Source organism: Marinospirillum sp. (assembly GCF_035271045.1).
Taxonomy (GTDB): Bacteria; Pseudomonadota; Gammaproteobacteria; order Pseudomonadales; family Halomonadaceae; genus Marinospirillum.
The window spans coordinates 87,327-103,701 of the sequence record NZ_DATESC010000024.1; the positions used below are offsets into that span (position 1 = coordinate 87,327).

Consider the following 16,375-nt stretch of genomic DNA (forward strand, 5'->3'; position numbering starts at 1 on the left):
TGGGTATTTCTAAGCAGTTAATTGCATTTAAGCTTGGTCAGGATCATAACTAAGTGCTGGCATCAACCAACGTTCTAGCGTATCTGCAGGCATATTTTTATGCTTGGCTGCTGACTCTACTTGGTCACGGGTAATTTTACCTAGATTAAAGTATTTGCTTTTAGGGTGAGCAAAATACCAGCCAGAAACTGCAGCGGTTGGGTACATAGCAAAGCTTTCAGTTAGAAATAGACTGGTATGTTTAGTAGCATTTAAAAGCTCAAATAAGCCTTCTTTTTCAGTATGGTCGGGGCAGGCTGGATAGCCAGGTGCAGGGCGAATGCCTTGATACGCTTCTTTAATTAAATCTGTGTTATCTAGCTGCTCATCGGTGACATAACCCCAGAATTCTTTACGTACGCGTTGATGCAAGCATTCAGCAAAGGCTTCAGCTAGGCGGTCGGCAAGGGCTTTCAGCATAATCGCGCTGTAGTCATCGAGCTTGCCTTCGTAAATTTTGGCAAGCTCATCAACACCGATACCAGAAGTCACCGCAAAACCGCCGATCCAGTCAGGAATACCGCTATCTTTGGGTGCTATAAAGTCGGCTAAGGACTTACAAAAGCCTTGTTTGTCAGGCGTTTGTTGACGTAGGTGTGTTAAGCGTTTAATCACTTTTTGGCGGCTTTCGTCTGCATAAACTTCAAGGACTTCATCATCAACACTATTAGCAGGCCAAATACCCAATACGCCTCTAGCTTCAATTTGTTTTTTGCTGATAATCGCTTTTAGCATGGATTGTGCATCAGCAAAGAGTTCAATCGCTTCTTTGCCTACCACCTTATCTTCAAAAATAGCAGGGTATTTACCCACTAAATTCCAGCTAATAAAAAAAGGTGTCCAATCAATAAATTCAGCCAATTCTTCAAGGGGATAATTCACAAAAGTTTGCACACCCAAAGTTTTAGGTGCAACGGGGGGGTGAGTAACAAAATCTAGTTTTAACTTACGGGTGCGTGCTTCGGCATAATCACACGATGCACCTTTTAAGATACGTTTACTTTGACGAATTCTGACCTGCTCATATTCTTCACGAATATTTTCCATAAACGCCGGTTTATGCTCGTCAGACAGTAAATTACTTGCCACGCCAACAGAGCGTGAAGCATCGCTAACGTAAACTACCGCCTGATCGTAATGAGGGTCTATTTTTACAGCGGTATGCGCTTTAGACGTCGTTGCACCACCAATCATTAAAGGAATAGTAAAACCTTGACGCTGCATTTCTTTGGCAACATTAACCATTTCATCTAAAGAAGGCGTAATAAGCCCCGACAAGCCAATAATATCAACATTTTCTTCGCGGGCTTTTTCTAGAATTTTACTGGCAGGCACCATCACACCCATATCGATTACTTCGTAGTTATTGCATTGCAAAACCACGCCAACAATATTTTTGCCGATATCGTGAACATCGCCTTTAACCGTGGCCATTAAAATCTTGCCCTTGGTTTGCACTTCGCCCGATTTTTCAGCTTCAATGTAGGGGATAAGAATGGCAACCGCTTGTTTCATTACACGCGCTGACTTAACCACTTGGGGTAAGAACATCTTACCTTCACCAAATAAGTCACCCACCACGTTCATGCCATCCATTAACGGCCCTTCAATCACATGAATAGGTCGGTCGGCCTGCTGGCGAGATTCTTCTACGTCCACATCAATAAAAGCTGTAATGCCTTTAACCAAAGCGTAAGAAATACGTTCGTTAACCGGCAGTTTGCGCCACTCTAAGTCTTCTTTTTTCTCGGCAGTAGAACCATCTCCACGGTATTTTTCTGCTAAATCAAGCAGGCGCTCAGTACCATCATCGCGGCGATTAAGCACCACATCTTCAACAGCATCACGCAGTTCGCTGGGTAAATCGTCATAAAGGGCTAGCTGACCTGCATTGACGATACCCATACTCATACCTACTTTAATGGCATGGTATAAAAACACGGAATGAATGGCTTCACGAACGGGGTTGTTACCACGAAAAGAGAAAGAAACGTTAGAAACACCACCAGAAATCATGGCGTGAGGTAGGTTATTATGAATCCACTCGGTTGCCTGAATAAAATCGACACCGTAGTTATTGTGTTCTTCTATACCTGTAGCTATGGCAAATACGTTGGGGTCAAAAATAATGTCTTCAGCAGGAAAGCCAATGTCATCAACGAGTAAACGGTAAGCCCTTGCACAAATTTCAGTTTTACGCTCAAACGTATCGGCTTGACCCACTTCATCAAACGCCATCACAATAATGGCAGCACCATAACGCTTGCACAGTATGGCTTGTTTGCGAAAGGCTTCTTCACCTTCTTTCATTGAAATAGAATTAACAATAGGCTTGCCTTGCACGCATTTTAAACCAGCTTCTAAAATCGACCATTTAGAAGAGTCCAACATTATTGGTACACGGGCAATATCAGGCTCACCGGCAATCAGGTTAAGGAATTTAACCATAGCGGCTTCAGAATCCAGCATACCTTCATCCATGTTGATATCAATAACCTGAGCGCCATTTTCTACCTGTTCTAAGGCAACTTCCAAAGCCGTGTTGTAATCTTCAGCAATGATTAGCTTTTTAAAGCGTGCTGAACCAGTAATGTTGGTTCTTTCACCAATGTTTACAAATAAAGAGTCAGCGGTGATATTAAACGGTTCTAAACCCGACAAACGGCAAGCAGGAGCAATAATAGGCACTTGGCGTGGTGATATTTTTGCAACCGCTGCAGCAATTTGTCTTATATGTTCAGGTGTAGAACCACAGCAACCACCAATAATGTTCATTAAACCGGCTTGAGCAAACTCCACCAAAATTTCTGCCATTTCTTTTGGCGTTTGATCGTATTCACCAAACGCGTTGGGCAAACCTGCGTTGGGGTGAGCAGAAACAAAAGTGTCGGCGATACGTGACAATTCTTCGATGTAAGGGCGTAAATCTTCAGCGCCCAAGGCACAGTTAAGCCCCACAGAAATAGGGCGAGCATGGCGAATACTGTTCCAAAAAGCTTCAGTAGTTTGACCGGAAAGGGTACGGCCAGAAGCATCAGTGATGGTGCCGGAAATCATTATCGGCAGCTCATAACCTTGCTTAGCAAAGACCGCTTGAACGGCAAAAATAGCGGCTTTAGCGTTTAAGGTATCAAAAATGGTTTCGATCATAATTAAATCGGCACCACCACGAATCAAAGCTTCAGTCGATTCTATGTAGTTTTCGACCAGAGCATCAAAAGTAACGTTGCGAAAGCTTGCATCGTTTACATCGGGAGAAATAGACGCAGTGCGACTAGTCGGGCCTAGAACACCGGCAACATAGCGAGGTTTTTCTGGTGTAGAATACTCATCGGCAGCTTGGCGTGCTAAACGCGCACCCGCTTCGTTAATGTCTGCCGAATAATCTTGCATACCATAGTCAGCTTGTGAAACGCGCGTTGAGTTAAACGTATTGGTTTCAACAATGTCTGCACCGGCAGCAAAATACTCCCCGTGTAAACGACGAATTAAATCCGGTTGAGACAGCACTAAAAGGTCATTATTGCCTTTAACATCACTAGACCAATCAACAAAGCGCTCGCCTCTAAAGTCTTCTTCAGACAACTTTTGGTTTTGTATCAGTGTTCCCATGCCGCCATCCAGAATAACAATGCGTTCTTCTAGGTGTTTTCTAAGGGCGGCGATACGTGTTTGATTGGCATTGACAGGACTGTTCATTTGGGGTGCTAACTCCGAAATAATATTTTGCGCTAGTGTAACAAAAAGCACTAAGGGCGTTTAGATAAAAAGACCTATCAAAATACTAGGGTATTGTTTTTTAGACTCGATTTATCATAAGATGCTCATAAATTAAGTCTTATACCTAAAAAGGAAGTAAAACCGATGAGCGAGTCAGAAGTAATCAGCAATCCTTTAAAAATCACCGAAACTGCCGAAAACTACTTGGCTGAGCTACTTTCTAAGCAAGCGGTTGAAGGTATGTCTGTCAGAGTTTTCATCACCCAACCGGGTACGCCTTATGCAGAAACTTGTTTAGCTTACAGCCGACCCGGTGAAGAAGAGCCCACCGATGTGCTGTTGCAGTTAGAAAAAATTAAAGTTTATTTAGAAAAAAACAGCTTAGCATTTTTAGATGAAGCCGTTGTGGATTTTAACCCCGATCGCATGGGCGGCCAGCTTACCATTAAAGCGCCGAATGCTAAAATGCCTAAAGTGAGTGCAGACAGCCCATTGGCCGACCAAATTAACTACATTTTATACAGTGATATCAATCCAGGTTTGGCCGCACACGGTGGTGAAATTAAGCTAATAGAGTTAACAGAAGATAACTTTGCTGTATTACAGTTTGGTGGTGGTTGTCAGGGTTGTTCTGCTGTGGATTTAACCTTAAAAGATGGCGTTGAAAAAACCTTATTAGAGCGTTTACCAGCACTGCGTGGCATTCGTGATGTAACCGACCATACGGTCACTAAAAACGCTTATTATAAATAATGGCTGAATAAATAAAAGGATTAGTATTTGACACTCGTGTACTAACTGCATAAATTCATAGTTTAGATCCAAACAAATAAAGCGGCTTGGGAGAATCAAAAACGTATGAATATGCTAAGAAAAACACTGTCAACAGCGATTGTTACAGCGGGTTTAGGTTTAGGCGCATTAGCCGTTAGTAGTTCAGCCATAGCCGCAGAACAAAGTTTTATTACTTTAGGCACGGGTGGCGTTACGGGTGTTTATTATCCAACGGGCGGTGCTATTTGCCGTTTAGTTAATCGCAGTCGTAAAGAACACGGTATTCGTTGCTCCGTTGAAAGTACGGGGGGGGTCTGCCTATAACGTCAACACCATTCGTGCTGGTGAACTCGACTTTGGTATTGCTCAATCGGATGTTCAATACAACGCACACCGTGGCAAAGGTCAGTTTGAAAACGCCGGTGCTTATAAAGACCTACGTGCAGTTTTCTCTCTTCACCCTGAAGCCTTTACCGTTGTTGCGCGTGCTGATGCTAAAGCTAAAGAATTTGATGATTTGCAAGGTAAGCGCGTTAATGTGGGTAATCCAGGTTCTGGTCAGCGTGCCACGATGGAACAGCTTTTAGAATTACGTGGGCAAGATATGGGGGTATTTTCTTTAGCGGCGGATTTACGTGCAGCAGAAATGTCCAGTGCCCTTTGTGATAACCGCATTGATGCAATGATTTATGTGGTTGGTCACCCAAGTGGTTCTATTAAAGAAGCGTCTAGTAGTTGTAGCAGCAACCTTGTCAATGTGCGCGGTACTTACGTTGATGAGCTGTTAAAAAAATACCCTTACTATCGCCGTGCAGTGATTAAAGGTGGTGAATACAGCGGTAATCCTAAAGATACTCATACTTTTGGTGTGGCTGCTACTTTAGTTACTCGTGCCCAAACCTCTGATGAACAGGTTTATCAGCTAGTTAAAGCCGTATTTGATAACTTCGATACTTTCACACGTTTACACCCTGCATTTGCAGACTTAACTAAAGAAGATATGGTTAGCGCGGGTATTTCTGCGCCACTTCACCCAGGTGCAGCTAAGTATTACCGTGAAGCTGGACTGCTTAAATAGCCAACTTATTCGATTTTTAGCAAGCTAAATCGTTAAGCCGGTTCAAAAAGCCAGCTAATCAGCAACAGGACTAGCTGGCTTTTTTGTCGTCAATAACAAGACAGCCAACTTGCAAGAGGTGATTTGCATGACTGAAAATAAACTCAGTAAGCGTATTAGCATTGACGACTCTTCAGTTGATGAAGCAACAAAGTTGGTTGAATCGGAAAGTGGTTCACGTTTACCCGCAAACTTAGGTGGCAAGGTTATTCTTCTGGTGGCTTTAAGCTGGTCACTTTTTCAGCTTTGGTATGCTTCACCTTTTTCTTTAATGAGTTCTTCTTTTGCGCGCCCCATACACTTAGCTTTTGCTATCTTTTTAGCTTTTTTAGCTTATCCGGCTTTTAAAAAATCAGCACAAAATAAAATCCCTTGGCACGACTGGCTGTTTGCTTTGCTGGGCGTTGCTTCTGCTATGTATTTGGTTTTTGCTTATGAAGCTTTAGCCACTCGCCCGGGTATTCCTAATACAACCGATTTAGTGTTTTCTGGTGTCGGTATGTTGCTGCTGTTAGAAGCCACCCGCCGTGCTTTAGGCCCACCTTTAATGGTCGTTGCTGCTGTTTTTTTGTTTTACACCTATTTTGGTGCGTATTTTCCAGACGTTATTTCCCACCGTGGTGCGAGTTTAGAACGGCTTTTATCACACCAGTGGCTAACGTCAGAAGGAGTAAAGGAATGAACACTTTATCAAACCATAATTAATGGCGATGGTCGGTTTTTTGAAGCAGTCGCAACGGCTGCTTTTAATTTTCTAACTTCTTGATCTTTATTGGTCAGTTCTATTTTCATAGCTTCCAACTTAGTTAAGTAAGCTGCTTGTTGTCCTTCAAGTTGCTGTTGTTGTTTAAGCCAATTTTCTTCTTTAATTTTTAAACGCTGTAATTCTAACAACTGTTGCTGTGTCTGCTGTTGACTAATATTTAAATTTTCTTCTAATTGTTGAATGCGCTGTTTAGCTTGCTTAGTTTCTTGTTGTAAAACTTCTTTTAAGCTTTGCGTTTGTTGACGCGCTAAATCCACTTCCTGCATCCAGCGTAGTTGGTTTTCTTCATTACGCTGCTGTTCATGCGTGAGCGCAATTTTCTGCTGTTCTTTTTGCTGCTCTAATTTCTCTTCTAGCGCCACTATCTGCTGATTTTTTGCTACTTCTTGCGCTAGAGCGATTTTTTCTAAAGAAATTAACTGATTTTTACTGCTATTTAAGTGTTCTTGGCTAGTTTCTAGGCCTGCTTCTAAGCGACTAACCTGTGCTGCCTGCTGTTTCAGGTCAGTTAGTAGTTCATTATTCTTCTTATCTAACAATAGATTCCTTTCTTCAGTGCGCTGCGCTGCTTCTAACGCTGCTTGTTGCTCAGCAATGGCTTGATTTATTTTTTCATCGGCTTGTTGTTGATAAACCTGCATTTTTTCATCGGCTTCTAAACAAGCTTGCTGCCAAAGTTCTTGGGTCAACTTGATTAAGTTAGCAGGTAAGCCTAATCCTTCCTGCTGTAAAGGCGTACTGTTTTTCTGATTTTCACGCCATTGCCGTAAATGCTCACTAATTGTTGTAAAACTACCTGTGCCTAACCATTCGCGTATTCGTTGAATAGTGGGATTGTCACCCTGTTTTTGTAACTGTAAAACTGCTTCAACTACCGTTTCGTATTGAATGCCTACTCTGGCCATTTCGTAATACCTTAGTTTTAAAAAATTATTTTTTAGCGTGAATGTTAGCTTTCTCAATCTCCCTGCATTTTATTCATAATAATACATTTTACGTAATATGTAAAATAAAATACATTTGGTGGTATCTATTCATGATAACCGTTATTATCATGAATAGAGTAAATGTGAGATGATTACAAAACCCGCTAAATAAAAATGCAATGAATAAGAGAGCAGCAAAATGTGCAGTTTTGAAATTTCAAGATTAAAAAATACGCCAAATGAAAAACACGAAAAATTCGTGCTACCTATGGCGCCGTTGGAATTTTTACCGCATTTACCCGATGCGCTTAATGGCAGTTTTGGTGAAAACCGCCCTGCTGCTAACCAGTATTGCCAATTAGCCGCCAACACAGATTTAGAAGCAGTTCAGTCTTGGTTAATGGAATACCAAGAACAGCCGCAAACGTTTCGTGCCTATCGCAAAGAAGCAGAACGCTTGTTGCTCTGGTGCTGGCTAGAATTAGGCAAGCCGTTTTCCAGCCTTAATCGCCAAGACTTAGCGGCTTATCAATTATTTTTAGCTGATCCACAACCCACTTCGCGCTGGTGTGGAAATGGTCGAACGCCGCGTCATTCATCAAAATGGCGACCGTTTCAAGGTAAATTAGGTAAAGCCAGTCAACAGCACGCACTTAGAATTTTAAAAGGTTTATTTCAATACCTGCACTCAGCCAATTATTTAGCAGGTAACCCTTTAGCTTTATTGCGACAAAAAGATGCTCGCCAAGATTCACGCAATGTACGGGAACGCCATTTAGACCAAGCTAGCTGGCAAGTTTTGGTGGATTATTTACAGCAACAAGAAGCAGATAATGTACAGCGCCAAAAACAGCTAGAACGTTGGCGACTGCTGTTGGCATTTTTATATTTATTAGCGCCGCGTGTGCATGAAGTGGCACAGGCGAAAATGAATGATTTTTTTCAACGCCGTGGTAACTGGTGGTGGGCGGTGGAAGGTAAGGGTAAAAAATACGCTGAAATTCCGGTCAACGAAGCGTTAATCAATGCGTTAATGCGTTACCGTGAAACGTTAAATTTATCGGCTTTGCCAGATAACGATGATTTTAGTTCGGTGATTCGTAATTTATCAGGCACTAAAGGCATCAGCCCCAATATGATTTATCGCACCATGAAAGATTTAACCGATGAAGCCAGCCAAGCTTGCGCTGCGACTCACCCAGACATTGCTGAGCGTTTAGCTAAAACATCAACACATTGGTTTCGACACACAGCCATTACTCATCAAGCTGATGCTGGTGTGGAATTAAGGTTTTTAGCACGCAATGCTCGTCACGCTAATTTAGCGACTACGCGTATTTATTTACATGAAGAAGACGATGTATGGCAAGCGCAAAATAAAAAACAAAACTGGCAAGCACCTTGGGTAAAAGAAAAATAAATCTATAATTTGCAATGTGTTTTATCTGTGGCACTATTCAGCCTAAAAATTTTACCTATACTTGTATTTATTAGCCTTACTGGAATGGAGACCTAAATTGAAACTTTCAGGGCGTATTTTTTTATGTCTAGTTGTTTTATCGTTGCCTTTAACGCTAAGCGCTAAATTGCTAGAATCTGCTTCTGCTGAATCTTATTGGTATTTACAAACCAGTATTTTAACTAAGCACTTTAACCCTAAGCCGGAACATAATAATAATCAAAAATTAATAGGTATTGAACGTAATAGAGCAGATCGCTACCTTTGGGGTGGCGCTACATTCCTTAACTCTTTCGATCAGCGCTCTTATTATATTTATGTTGGTAAGCGGTATGATTTTGCTAACACACCTTTTTATAGTAAGTTAACGGGTGGTTTTATTCACGGTTATAAAGGTGAGTATCGTGACAAAATCCCTTTTAATAATCTAGGCGTTGCTCCTGTTATACTGCCTTCAGTTGGTGTTAAATTTAAAAACACACAAGCAGAAGCTATTTTACTGGGTGCTAATGCCATGATAATAACCATTGGGCTTAAAATTTGAATCAGTTCATTTGAGTTTATTAAGTAGGAGTAAGTATGCTAGGTAAGTTGCTAGTCACTTTAATCGTTGGCGGCATTATTTATTTTTCATGGCGAAATCAGCAAAATAAAAATAATACTACTGTTGAGCAAGAAAAAAATCGCTGCTTACCTGCACCATACGATCAAGTTAAACCGCCGATCAAGTTAATTTTTTCAGTTGCTTTAGGTGTTATTATTCTAGTGACTATTGCTTGGATGGTTTATGACTGGAAAGATCAGCGCACTTTATTAGAAGTACAAATCATCACTTCAACAAGTGCGGGTAATCATTACATTGGCACTTATCAAGTGTATAAAAAAGACCTGCAAGAAAGGGGGTTTATTACTAAAGATGGGCAAATTGTACGCATTGCCAGTAATGAACGGCTGGAAGTACGTCAATTAGATGCTAATTAAATGAATACTTATTGAATAATTTCTTGAGTAATCTTTAACAAAATTGGAGATTTAAACCTTGTCAGCAAAAGAAGCGCAACAAATATTGTTAGAAGAGTTTGATTTTTTTGATAACTGGATGGACCGTTATCAATACATTATTGATTTAGGTAAAGCCTTACCTGAATACCCAGAAGAATGGAAGTCAGCTGACTATAAAATTGAGGGCTGTCAATCACAAGTTTGGATACACCCAGAAGCACATGGTGAAATTATTTCTTTTGCTGCAATCAGTGATGCGGCGATTGTTTCAGGCTTAATTGCACTGCTAATGCGTATTTACAATGGCCGTACAGCGGCAGAAATTCTTGCTACACCACCCGACTTTTTAAAAGCTTTAGGGCTTGATAAACATCTAAGCCCCACACGCAGTAATGGTTTGCACGCTATGTTAGAACGTATTTTCGCCATTGCCAACGCAGTTAAAGCTTAATGATTGCAGTCTGGTTTAGAACACTTTTCAGGCACCATATCAACACCACCCTTGTGTAAAGGGTGGCATTTTCCTACGCGTTTAATGGCTAACCATGAACCTTTTAAAGCACCATGCATTTGTACTGCTTCTATCGCATAGCTAGAACAGGTTGGGTAAAAACGGCAGCTAGGCGGCTTTAATGGGCTAATAAATAATTGGTAAAAACGTAATAAACCAATCAATAGCTTTTTTAATAACCACCCTAAACCTTTTAATGGCATTAACAGCCAGTGCATTAACATAGTCAGTTACTTATATAAACTAGTTGGGTCAATTTCTGGTGCATTCAGTATTTCTAATTGCCCCTCTTTTAAATCTAAGCCTTTTAAACCCAGATAAAAACAGCTTTTGCGCCCAGTATGGCAAGCGGGGCCTTGTTGATCGACTGCTAGCAATAAAGCATCGCCATCGCAATCAATCCGTAAGCCTTTTAACGACTGTACTTGGCCAGAGCTTTCGCCCTTTCGCCATAAGCGATTACGCGAGCGCGACCAATAACAAGCACGTTGTTCTTGTAGTGAAATCAGCAACGACTCACGGTTCATCCAAGCCAGCATCAGCACTTCACCAGTATCAAACTGCTGGGCAATGGCGGTAATTAGCCCTTGTTCATTAAATACCAGTTGATCGATTGCTTTTGAAAAATCGCGCTGACTACCCACTGGGGCACTTTCTAAATCTAGCCAAAACTCATTGCTTGATGCCATTACCAATTTACCTATCTAACTTTTTAAATTAACATTCTAGCTTTTTAAATTAACGATCAAATGTAATGCGTTGCCCGTGTACATTTTTACCCAGTTCACCTTCATGCCAAGCAAAACCACCATTCACTAAAGTGGTGACTATGCGGCTGTTAAACGTATGGCCTTCAAAGGGCGACCAACCACATTTATAAAGAATCGACTCTTTAGTAACGGTGCTGGTGGCTTGTAAATCAACCAATACCAAATCAGCAAAATAACCTTCGCGCAAATACCCCCGATCTTTTACTTCAAAAGCATCCGCCGGATTATGGCAAACTTTTTGCACAAGGGTTTGTAGCGATAAACGCCCAGCATGGTAATGATCCAATAAACTGGGTAAAGCGTGTTGCACTAACGGCAAGCCAGCCGGTGCTTTAAAATAGCTGCGCTGCTTTTCCTCCCAAGTATGTGGCGCGTGATCGGTTGCAATCACATCAATGCGCCCTTCGGTAACAGCTTGCAAAATAGCATCACGGTCTTCTTTACGCTTAACGGCTGGATTACACTTAATTTGTGCGCCCAAACGTGCATAATCGTCTTGGCTAAACCACAAGTGATGCACGCAAGCTTCAGCAGTAATGCGCTTGCCTTTTAATGCACCTGGCTCAAATAATTCTAATTCTTTGGCGGTGGTAATGTGCAAAACGTGCAAGCGAGTATTGTGCTTTTTAGCCAGTGCAACCGCATAAGACGAGGATTTCCAACAGGCTTCTTCAGAACGGATATTAGGGTGTTCAGAAAAAGGCACATCTTCGCCGTATTGCTCACGCGCTGCAGCTTCATTAGCGCTAATCAGCGGCGTGTCTTCACAATGCGTAGCAACCAAGATAGCAGCGTGCTCAAAAATTGCATCCAAAGAAGCGGGGTTATCCACCAACATATCGCCGGTTGAAGCACCCATAAATACTTTAATACCACAAGCGGCTTGAGGATCAAGGTTTTTAATTTCTTCGATATTGTTATTGCTAGCGCCTAGGTAAAAAGAAAAGTTAGCGTGTGAACGCCCTGCAGCACGTTGGTATTTATCGTCTAAAGCCGCCACATTAATAGTAAGCGGATCAACGTTAGGCATTTCCATGTAAGTAGTAATACCACCAGCTACCGCTGCGGCTGATTCTGTAGCTATGTCACCTTTATGGGTTAAACCTGGCTCACGAAAATGTACTTGGTCGTCAATCATGCCCGGTAATAAATGCAGCCCTGTTGCATCCATAACTTGTTTTGCTGGTGCTGATGATAAATCCGAGGCAATGGCAGCAATGCGTTGATTAGCGATTGCAACATCCGCCTGCATCAAACGACCTTCGTTAACTAAAGTCGCATTTAAAATGAGTAAATCATACATGGGCTGGCTCCATAAGGTGTTTTTCTGGCTGGCAATCTTGGCATCTACCATGCACTTCAATGGTTTTTTTCTCAACACTAAAACCTTGTTTAGCGGCGGCTGCCTCCAAACGTTGATCTATAAATTCTTCATGCAGTTCTTGCACATTACCGCAAACTTGACAAATCAGCAGTTGGTAAGCTTGTGCGTGTTCAGGGCAGGTGCAACGCACATAAGCATTTAATGATTCTATACGATGAATTAAACCATTACTGAGTAAAAAGTCGATAGCACGATAAACCGTTGGCGGACGCGCAGACGCATTTTCAGCGGTTAACGCATCTAAAAGGTCATACGCTTTAGCCCCACCTGGACTATGCACGATCATTTCTAAAACACGGCGGCGGGTGGGCGTTAACCTTAATCCCTCACGTTGACACAGTGCATCGGCTTGGGTCATTAATGCTTCAGGTACTTGGCTCATTTGATGAACTTCTATAAGAATGAATGCTACTGATTGTTACATTCTACGTTGGCAGGCTTAATAGAACAAACTTGTTGCGTATTAGTAAAAGGGGGGATTGGTGATTTTTGTGTGAATAATGGTTTTTGTGTGAATAGCTGCTGCGCTAAATTGACCCTTGTTTGGTAATTTTCAGTAGGGCCTTTAAGTTTGGCTCTATGCTGGTCAATCGCTTGTAGTCTAGGTTTTAAGCCAGTGCCATTCGCCATTTGAATCGCTAAACCAGGACGCGCATTTAGCTCTAAAAGCAGCGGGCCTAATTCAGCATCCACCACCAAATCAGCACCCAAATAACCTAAGCCGGTCATGTCATAGCAACGTGCAGCAAGTTCTAAAAGGTTTTGCCAGTTTTGAATTCGCAACTTATGCAACGCGCTACCTGTGTCTGGGTGCAAATAAACGGGACGATCATGTTGCACGGCTTGAATGGCGGTGCCTAGTTTTAAATCAATGCCAACGCCAATCGCCCCTTGGTGCAAGTTAGCTTTGCCATCAGAGTCGCGGGTAGACAGCCGCATCATCGCCATCACCGGATAGCCATGATAAATAATAACCCGAATATCTGGCACACCTTCAAAAGTAAAATCAGCAAAATCGCTGCTGCTATGAATCAAGCTTTCAATAAGTGCCACGTCTGGATGACCACCTAAACTATACAGCCCAGAAATAAGGTTTGATAAATGGCGCTGCACCGTTTGTTGCGTAACCCATTCCCCTGAAGCTTTTAAATAACGTCCCTCTTTAGCGGACTGAATCACCAAAATACCCTTACCACCACTGCCTTGTGCTGGTTTAATCACAAAACCATCCTGTACTGGTAAATAGCGTTCAAACTTAGCAATTTCGGCTTGATGACGAATTACGCCTAATAAAGCGGGTGTGGCAATTTGATAATCTTGTGCTAGCAGTTTGGTTTGTAATTTATCATCGACCAGTGGAAAGCCTTTTCGCGGATTATGGGCGCTGATACAGGCAAGGTTGCGTTCGTTTAAGCCTAAAACACCCAATTCATTTAAACGTTTAGGGCTAACAAAATGTTTTTTCAGCCAATTTAACACTCATCTACTCCTTTATTTTGGATGAGGCTAAGGCTTGATTAGCCAACGGATTAAAGCGCCAAAGTTCAAATAAACGGTAGCCGGTGTAACTGCCCACCATCAAAATCAGCGCCAGCACTACCAGCTGCAAACCTAAAAAGTTAAACATCCAGTAACGAACTTCGTAAATATCCATCAACAAGAAAGCCAAGGTTGCGGTTATTAAACTGCCGCCGCCTTGCTTAACCACTTCCATTGGGCCATCTTCCTCCCAAAGAATCGACATACGTTCAATCGTCCAAGCCAAAATAATCATTGGAAACAGCGTTACTTTCATGCCGGTTGTAATGCCTGTATGAAAAGACACCACCGCAAACAGCGCAATCATGCCAATCACGCAAACAATAACGGCAGCGACCCTAGCCACTAATAATAAATTAAGGTGGGCTAGCAACTGGCGCAGCACCAATCCAGCACCAACTAAAAGCAAAAAGGTAATCAACCCTGCTGATAAGGACATTTCTAAAAACGCCAAAGCAATCAGCAACGGCATAAAAGTTCCTGAAGTTTTCAAACCGACAAAAACCCTTAACACCACCACCACTAAAGCCCCTAAAGGTAGTAATAGTAAGGTTTTAAATAAGGTTTGTTCAGAAATTGGTAAGCTGTGAATTGAAAGGCTTAACAGCGCATCTTTCACCGCCAAAGCATTGACACTGCTGCTGGCAGGTTCATGGGTTGAAAGCATCGAAAAAGTTACTTTAGATTCCTGTGCGCCTTCCACTTCTAAAATAGGTCCAGCTTGCTGTTGCCATAATAGGTAGTTTTTGCCAGTAATATTAATATTTAAAGCCGAGTTGACTGCAAATAACTGCCAGCGTTGTCCATCAAATACCTGCACCAACTGCTGCAAGCCTTGCCTACGTCGCCCATCTTCTAGTTGAATGCCATACAGTATTCTAGCCGGTGTTTTAGCATCATTTAACAGATTAACCATGGCTTCAGCAGCAGTCATTTCACTGAGCAATAAACGCCCATTTTGGTTTTTTTCATTGGTTAATTGCTCTACCAAAGCTTTTGCTAAGCTAAATGCATCTGCTGACTCTTGCCATGAACGCCTTAAAATTTGTGCTGCAGCCGCTTGTAAAGGCAAAGACCAGGTGCTGCTGACTAAAGCGGGTGCATGGTCAACTGCTGCAATGTGTTGTTTAGGATCAAATTGAAATTGAGTACGGTAATAAAGCCATTGTGTTCCAGCCGCCGTACGAATACTCCATTCGGCATAGCGCTGATTACCTTCAGTAAGACTTACGCCAAACCCTGGTGAAGCTGTGTGTTCTGAACGCATTAAAAAACTTGGCTGGCTTTGTGGAATGGCTAAACGTACTTTAATCGGCTTACCTTGAGCCTCCATTTCAACCCGTGCTTCTAAATCCCAATAGGTTTGTTGGCTACCTGGCAGCAAAGGCACTTGATGCACAAAATGCCGCCAAGCTGTGTGTAAGCTGCCTAACATAATAAGAATGAGCGCTGTCCAAAGTAAGGCAGAGCGACTTTTATTCATTTATTCAGCCTCAGCAGGTGCATTGTTAATAATCTCTGGCTTGCCCTGAATATAAGTTTGACTAACATCAATCACAGCAATGTCCATAAAAAAACGCCGCCCAAGTAATATAGGGAAGGTTAAATTACTACGATCCGTTAAAGTAAATTCAACGGGTTGTGTTAAAGCGCCTAGCTGTATCGGTAACGTAATGACAGGACGATTTTCTGAGCCTGTTGCTTGAATAATATTCACCTTACGCACCAAAGGTGCTTCAATAATCGCTTCAAATGCTGGTTGATTGTTTTCTGGCTGATAATGGGTTTCAAACCTTACCCAAGTTTTGCCATCACGCTCAAACTGCTGCAGATGAATGGCGTGTAAAGAAGAAGTGTTTGCACCAGAATCAATTCTTGCAGGTAAAACTAGCTGTTGTATTGGCAACAACACCCACTCATATTCGCCTAACAGCAGCTTGCCATCATTTTGCACCACCTCCGTGATTGGTTTGTTAATGATTAACCCTTGTGCGGTGCTATTACTCTGGTCAGGTGCTAATAAGTGACCTAATTGTTCAATTTGAAAGGTGTGCTGGCGTTGAAAAAGTAGGTTTTCTTGTTGATATTTTTTAAGCAGCGCTCTTAGGTTACGTATTTCTTGCGCTTGTTGTTTGTGGCTGGCTAATTGACGCTGCTCTAAAGCTTCCAATCCTTGCCAAAAATTATTTTGCAGCGTTTGACTTGACAGTTGTAACTCTTCTTTAGTTACGGCGGGTGGTAGGTTATCTTTTTGTGCGGGTAGTAACTGGCAACCAGTAACAAGCACCACAAAAATACTAATGACTAAAAGTCGGGACGTAATTAGTTTGCTGCTAGTCATCAATAAAAACCTTAGCGTGATTAAATG

Annotated in this window: 17 protein-coding genes; 8 read left to right on the top strand and 9 right to left on the bottom strand. The window is 42.0% G+C overall.

Translation table 11 applies throughout. From position 1 onward, the window contains the following. Positions 1 to 27 precede the first annotated feature (27 nt). On the bottom strand, positions 28 to 3,738 hold the full coding sequence (gene metH, locus VJY63_RS09725; RefSeq protein WP_324050357.1) for a methionine synthase: 3,711 nt from the start codon (positions 3,736 to 3,738) through the stop codon (positions 28 to 30). A 165-nt stretch (positions 3,739 to 3,903) separates the two neighbouring features. Between metH and nfuA the strand changes: the two genes are divergently transcribed. The 4 genes from nfuA to VJY63_RS09745 all read left to right on the top strand — a co-directional run bounded on the left by nfuA (position 3,904) and on the right by VJY63_RS09745 (position 6,332). Then, on the top strand, positions 3,904 to 4,512 hold the full coding sequence (gene nfuA, locus VJY63_RS09730) for a Fe-S biogenesis protein NfuA (RefSeq protein WP_324050359.1): 609 nt from the start codon (positions 3,904 to 3,906) through the stop codon (positions 4,510 to 4,512). A gap of 105 nt (positions 4,513 to 4,617) precedes the next feature. Continuing rightward, positions 4,618 to 4,857 (top strand): TAXI family TRAP transporter solute-binding subunit, encoded by a 240-nt coding sequence (locus VJY63_RS09735; RefSeq protein ID WP_324050361.1) that lies wholly within the window; start codon positions 4,618 to 4,620, stop codon positions 4,855 to 4,857. Next, entirely contained in the window at positions 4,829 to 5,611 is a 783-nt protein-coding gene (locus VJY63_RS09740) for a TAXI family TRAP transporter solute-binding subunit (protein ID WP_324050363.1), read from the top strand. Before VJY63_RS09735 ends, VJY63_RS09740 begins: the two co-directional genes overlap by 29 nt. 127 nt (positions 5,612 to 5,738) lie before the next feature. Further along, entirely contained in the window at positions 5,739 to 6,332 is a 594-nt protein-coding gene (locus VJY63_RS09745; protein WP_324050364.1) for a hypothetical protein, read from the top strand. 8 nt (positions 6,333 to 6,340) lie between these two features. On the opposite strand, the gene VJY63_RS09750 is transcribed toward VJY63_RS09745, so the two are convergent. Beyond that, complete coding sequence (locus tag VJY63_RS09750; RefSeq protein ID WP_324050366.1) at positions 6,341 to 7,321, bottom strand: DNA-binding protein; 981 nt, start codon at positions 7,319 to 7,321, stop codon at positions 6,341 to 6,343. A gap of 220 nt (positions 7,322 to 7,541) precedes the next feature. Here VJY63_RS09750 and VJY63_RS09755 point away from each other — a divergent pair, with 220 nt between their 5' ends. From VJY63_RS09755 to VJY63_RS09770, 4 genes are all read left to right on the top strand, one after another. Then, positions 7,542 to 8,762, top strand: a complete 1,221-nt coding sequence (locus VJY63_RS09755) for a tyrosine-type recombinase/integrase (protein WP_324050368.1) — start codon at positions 7,542 to 7,544, stop codon at positions 8,760 to 8,762. Between the two features lie 97 nt (positions 8,763 to 8,859). After that, positions 8,860 to 9,345: a sn-glycerol-3-phosphate transporter gene (locus tag VJY63_RS09760; RefSeq protein ID WP_324050370.1), complete on the top strand. Its 486-nt coding sequence runs from the start codon at positions 8,860 to 8,862 to the stop codon at positions 9,343 to 9,345. 35 nt (positions 9,346 to 9,380) lie between these two features. After that, positions 9,381 to 9,782 (top strand): hypothetical protein, encoded by a 402-nt coding sequence (locus tag VJY63_RS09765; RefSeq protein ID WP_324050372.1) that lies wholly within the window; start codon positions 9,381 to 9,383, stop codon positions 9,780 to 9,782. Between the two features lie 58 nt (positions 9,783 to 9,840). Continuing rightward, complete coding sequence (locus VJY63_RS09770; protein WP_324050374.1) at positions 9,841 to 10,254, top strand: SufE family protein; 414 nt, start codon at positions 9,841 to 9,843, stop codon at positions 10,252 to 10,254. On the opposite strand, the gene yidD is transcribed toward VJY63_RS09770, so the two are convergent. Genes yidD through VJY63_RS09805 form a run of 7 tightly spaced genes read right to left on the bottom strand, consistent with a single transcriptional unit; the run spans position 10,251 to position 16,348 of the window. Beyond that, positions 10,251 to 10,538: a membrane protein insertion efficiency factor YidD gene (gene yidD / locus VJY63_RS09775; protein WP_349254594.1), complete on the bottom strand. Its 288-nt coding sequence runs from the start codon at positions 10,536 to 10,538 to the stop codon at positions 10,251 to 10,253. The two genes, VJY63_RS09770 and yidD, sit on opposite strands and share 4 nt — an antisense overlap. A gap of 6 nt (positions 10,539 to 10,544) precedes the next feature. Continuing rightward, the gene (gene hisI / locus VJY63_RS09780) at positions 10,545 to 11,003 is read right to left on the bottom strand and encodes a phosphoribosyl-AMP cyclohydrolase (RefSeq protein ID WP_324050377.1); all 459 of its coding nucleotides are present in this window, start codon (positions 11,001 to 11,003) and stop codon (positions 10,545 to 10,547) included. A gap of 49 nt (positions 11,004 to 11,052) precedes the next feature. Further along, a complete protein-coding gene (locus tag VJY63_RS09785) occupies positions 11,053 to 12,387 on the bottom strand; it encodes a dihydroorotase (RefSeq protein WP_324050379.1) in 1,335 nt (444 codons plus the stop codon). Next, on the bottom strand, positions 12,380 to 12,850 hold the full coding sequence (locus tag VJY63_RS09790; protein WP_324050381.1) for a transcriptional repressor: 471 nt from the start codon (positions 12,848 to 12,850) through the stop codon (positions 12,380 to 12,382). Before VJY63_RS09790 ends, VJY63_RS09785 begins: the two co-directional genes overlap by 8 nt. A 26-nt stretch (positions 12,851 to 12,876) precedes the next feature. Next, on the bottom strand, positions 12,877 to 13,947 hold the full coding sequence (locus tag VJY63_RS09795; RefSeq protein ID WP_324050383.1) for an alpha-L-glutamate ligase-like protein: 1,071 nt from the start codon (positions 13,945 to 13,947) through the stop codon (positions 12,877 to 12,879). A gap of 4 nt (positions 13,948 to 13,951) precedes the next feature. Further along, complete coding sequence (locus VJY63_RS09800; protein ID WP_324050385.1) at positions 13,952 to 15,490, bottom strand: UUP1 family membrane protein; 1,539 nt, start codon at positions 15,488 to 15,490, stop codon at positions 13,952 to 13,954. Continuing rightward, positions 15,491 to 16,348: an ATP-dependent zinc protease gene (locus VJY63_RS09805; protein WP_324050388.1), complete on the bottom strand. Its 858-nt coding sequence runs from the start codon at positions 16,346 to 16,348 to the stop codon at positions 15,491 to 15,493. Between the last annotated feature and the right edge of the window lie 27 nt (positions 16,349 to 16,375).

What these genes read in the sequence shown, in the direction of transcription:
- metH (WP_324050357.1), bottom strand. Translation starts at nt 3,738, where the DNA reads ATGAACAGTCCTGTCAATGCCAATCAAACACGTATCGCCGCCCTTAGA.
- nfuA (WP_324050359.1), top strand. Translation starts at nt 3,904, where the DNA reads ATGAGCGAGTCAGAAGTAATCAGCAATCCTTTAAAAATCACCGAAACT.
- VJY63_RS09735 (WP_324050361.1), top strand. Translation starts at nt 4,618, where the DNA reads ATGAATATGCTAAGAAAAACACTGTCAACAGCGATTGTTACAGCGGGT.
- VJY63_RS09745 (WP_324050364.1), top strand. Translation starts at nt 5,739, where the DNA reads ATGACTGAAAATAAACTCAGTAAGCGTATTAGCATTGACGACTCTTCA.
- VJY63_RS09750 (WP_324050366.1), bottom strand. Translation starts at nt 7,321, where the DNA reads ATGGCCAGAGTAGGCATTCAATACGAAACGGTAGTTGAAGCAGTTTTA.
- VJY63_RS09755 (WP_324050368.1), top strand. Translation starts at nt 7,542, where the DNA reads ATGTGCAGTTTTGAAATTTCAAGATTAAAAAATACGCCAAATGAAAAA.
- VJY63_RS09765 (WP_324050372.1), top strand. Translation starts at nt 9,381, where the DNA reads ATGCTAGGTAAGTTGCTAGTCACTTTAATCGTTGGCGGCATTATTTAT.
- yidD (WP_349254594.1), bottom strand. Translation starts at nt 10,538, where the DNA reads ATGTTAATGCACTGGCTGTTAATGCCATTAAAAGGTTTAGGGTGGTTA.
- hisI (WP_324050377.1), bottom strand. Translation starts at nt 11,003, where the DNA reads ATGGCATCAAGCAATGAGTTTTGGCTAGATTTAGAAAGTGCCCCAGTG.
- VJY63_RS09785 (WP_324050379.1), bottom strand. Translation starts at nt 12,387, where the DNA reads ATGTATGATTTACTCATTTTAAATGCGACTTTAGTTAACGAAGGTCGT.
- VJY63_RS09790 (WP_324050381.1), bottom strand. Translation starts at nt 12,850, where the DNA reads ATGAGCCAAGTACCTGAAGCATTAATGACCCAAGCCGATGCACTGTGT.
- VJY63_RS09800 (WP_324050385.1), bottom strand. Translation starts at nt 15,490, where the DNA reads ATGAATAAAAGTCGCTCTGCCTTACTTTGGACAGCGCTCATTCTTATT.
- VJY63_RS09805 (WP_324050388.1), bottom strand. Translation starts at nt 16,348, where the DNA reads ATGACTAGCAGCAAACTAATTACGTCCCGACTTTTAGTCATTAGTATT.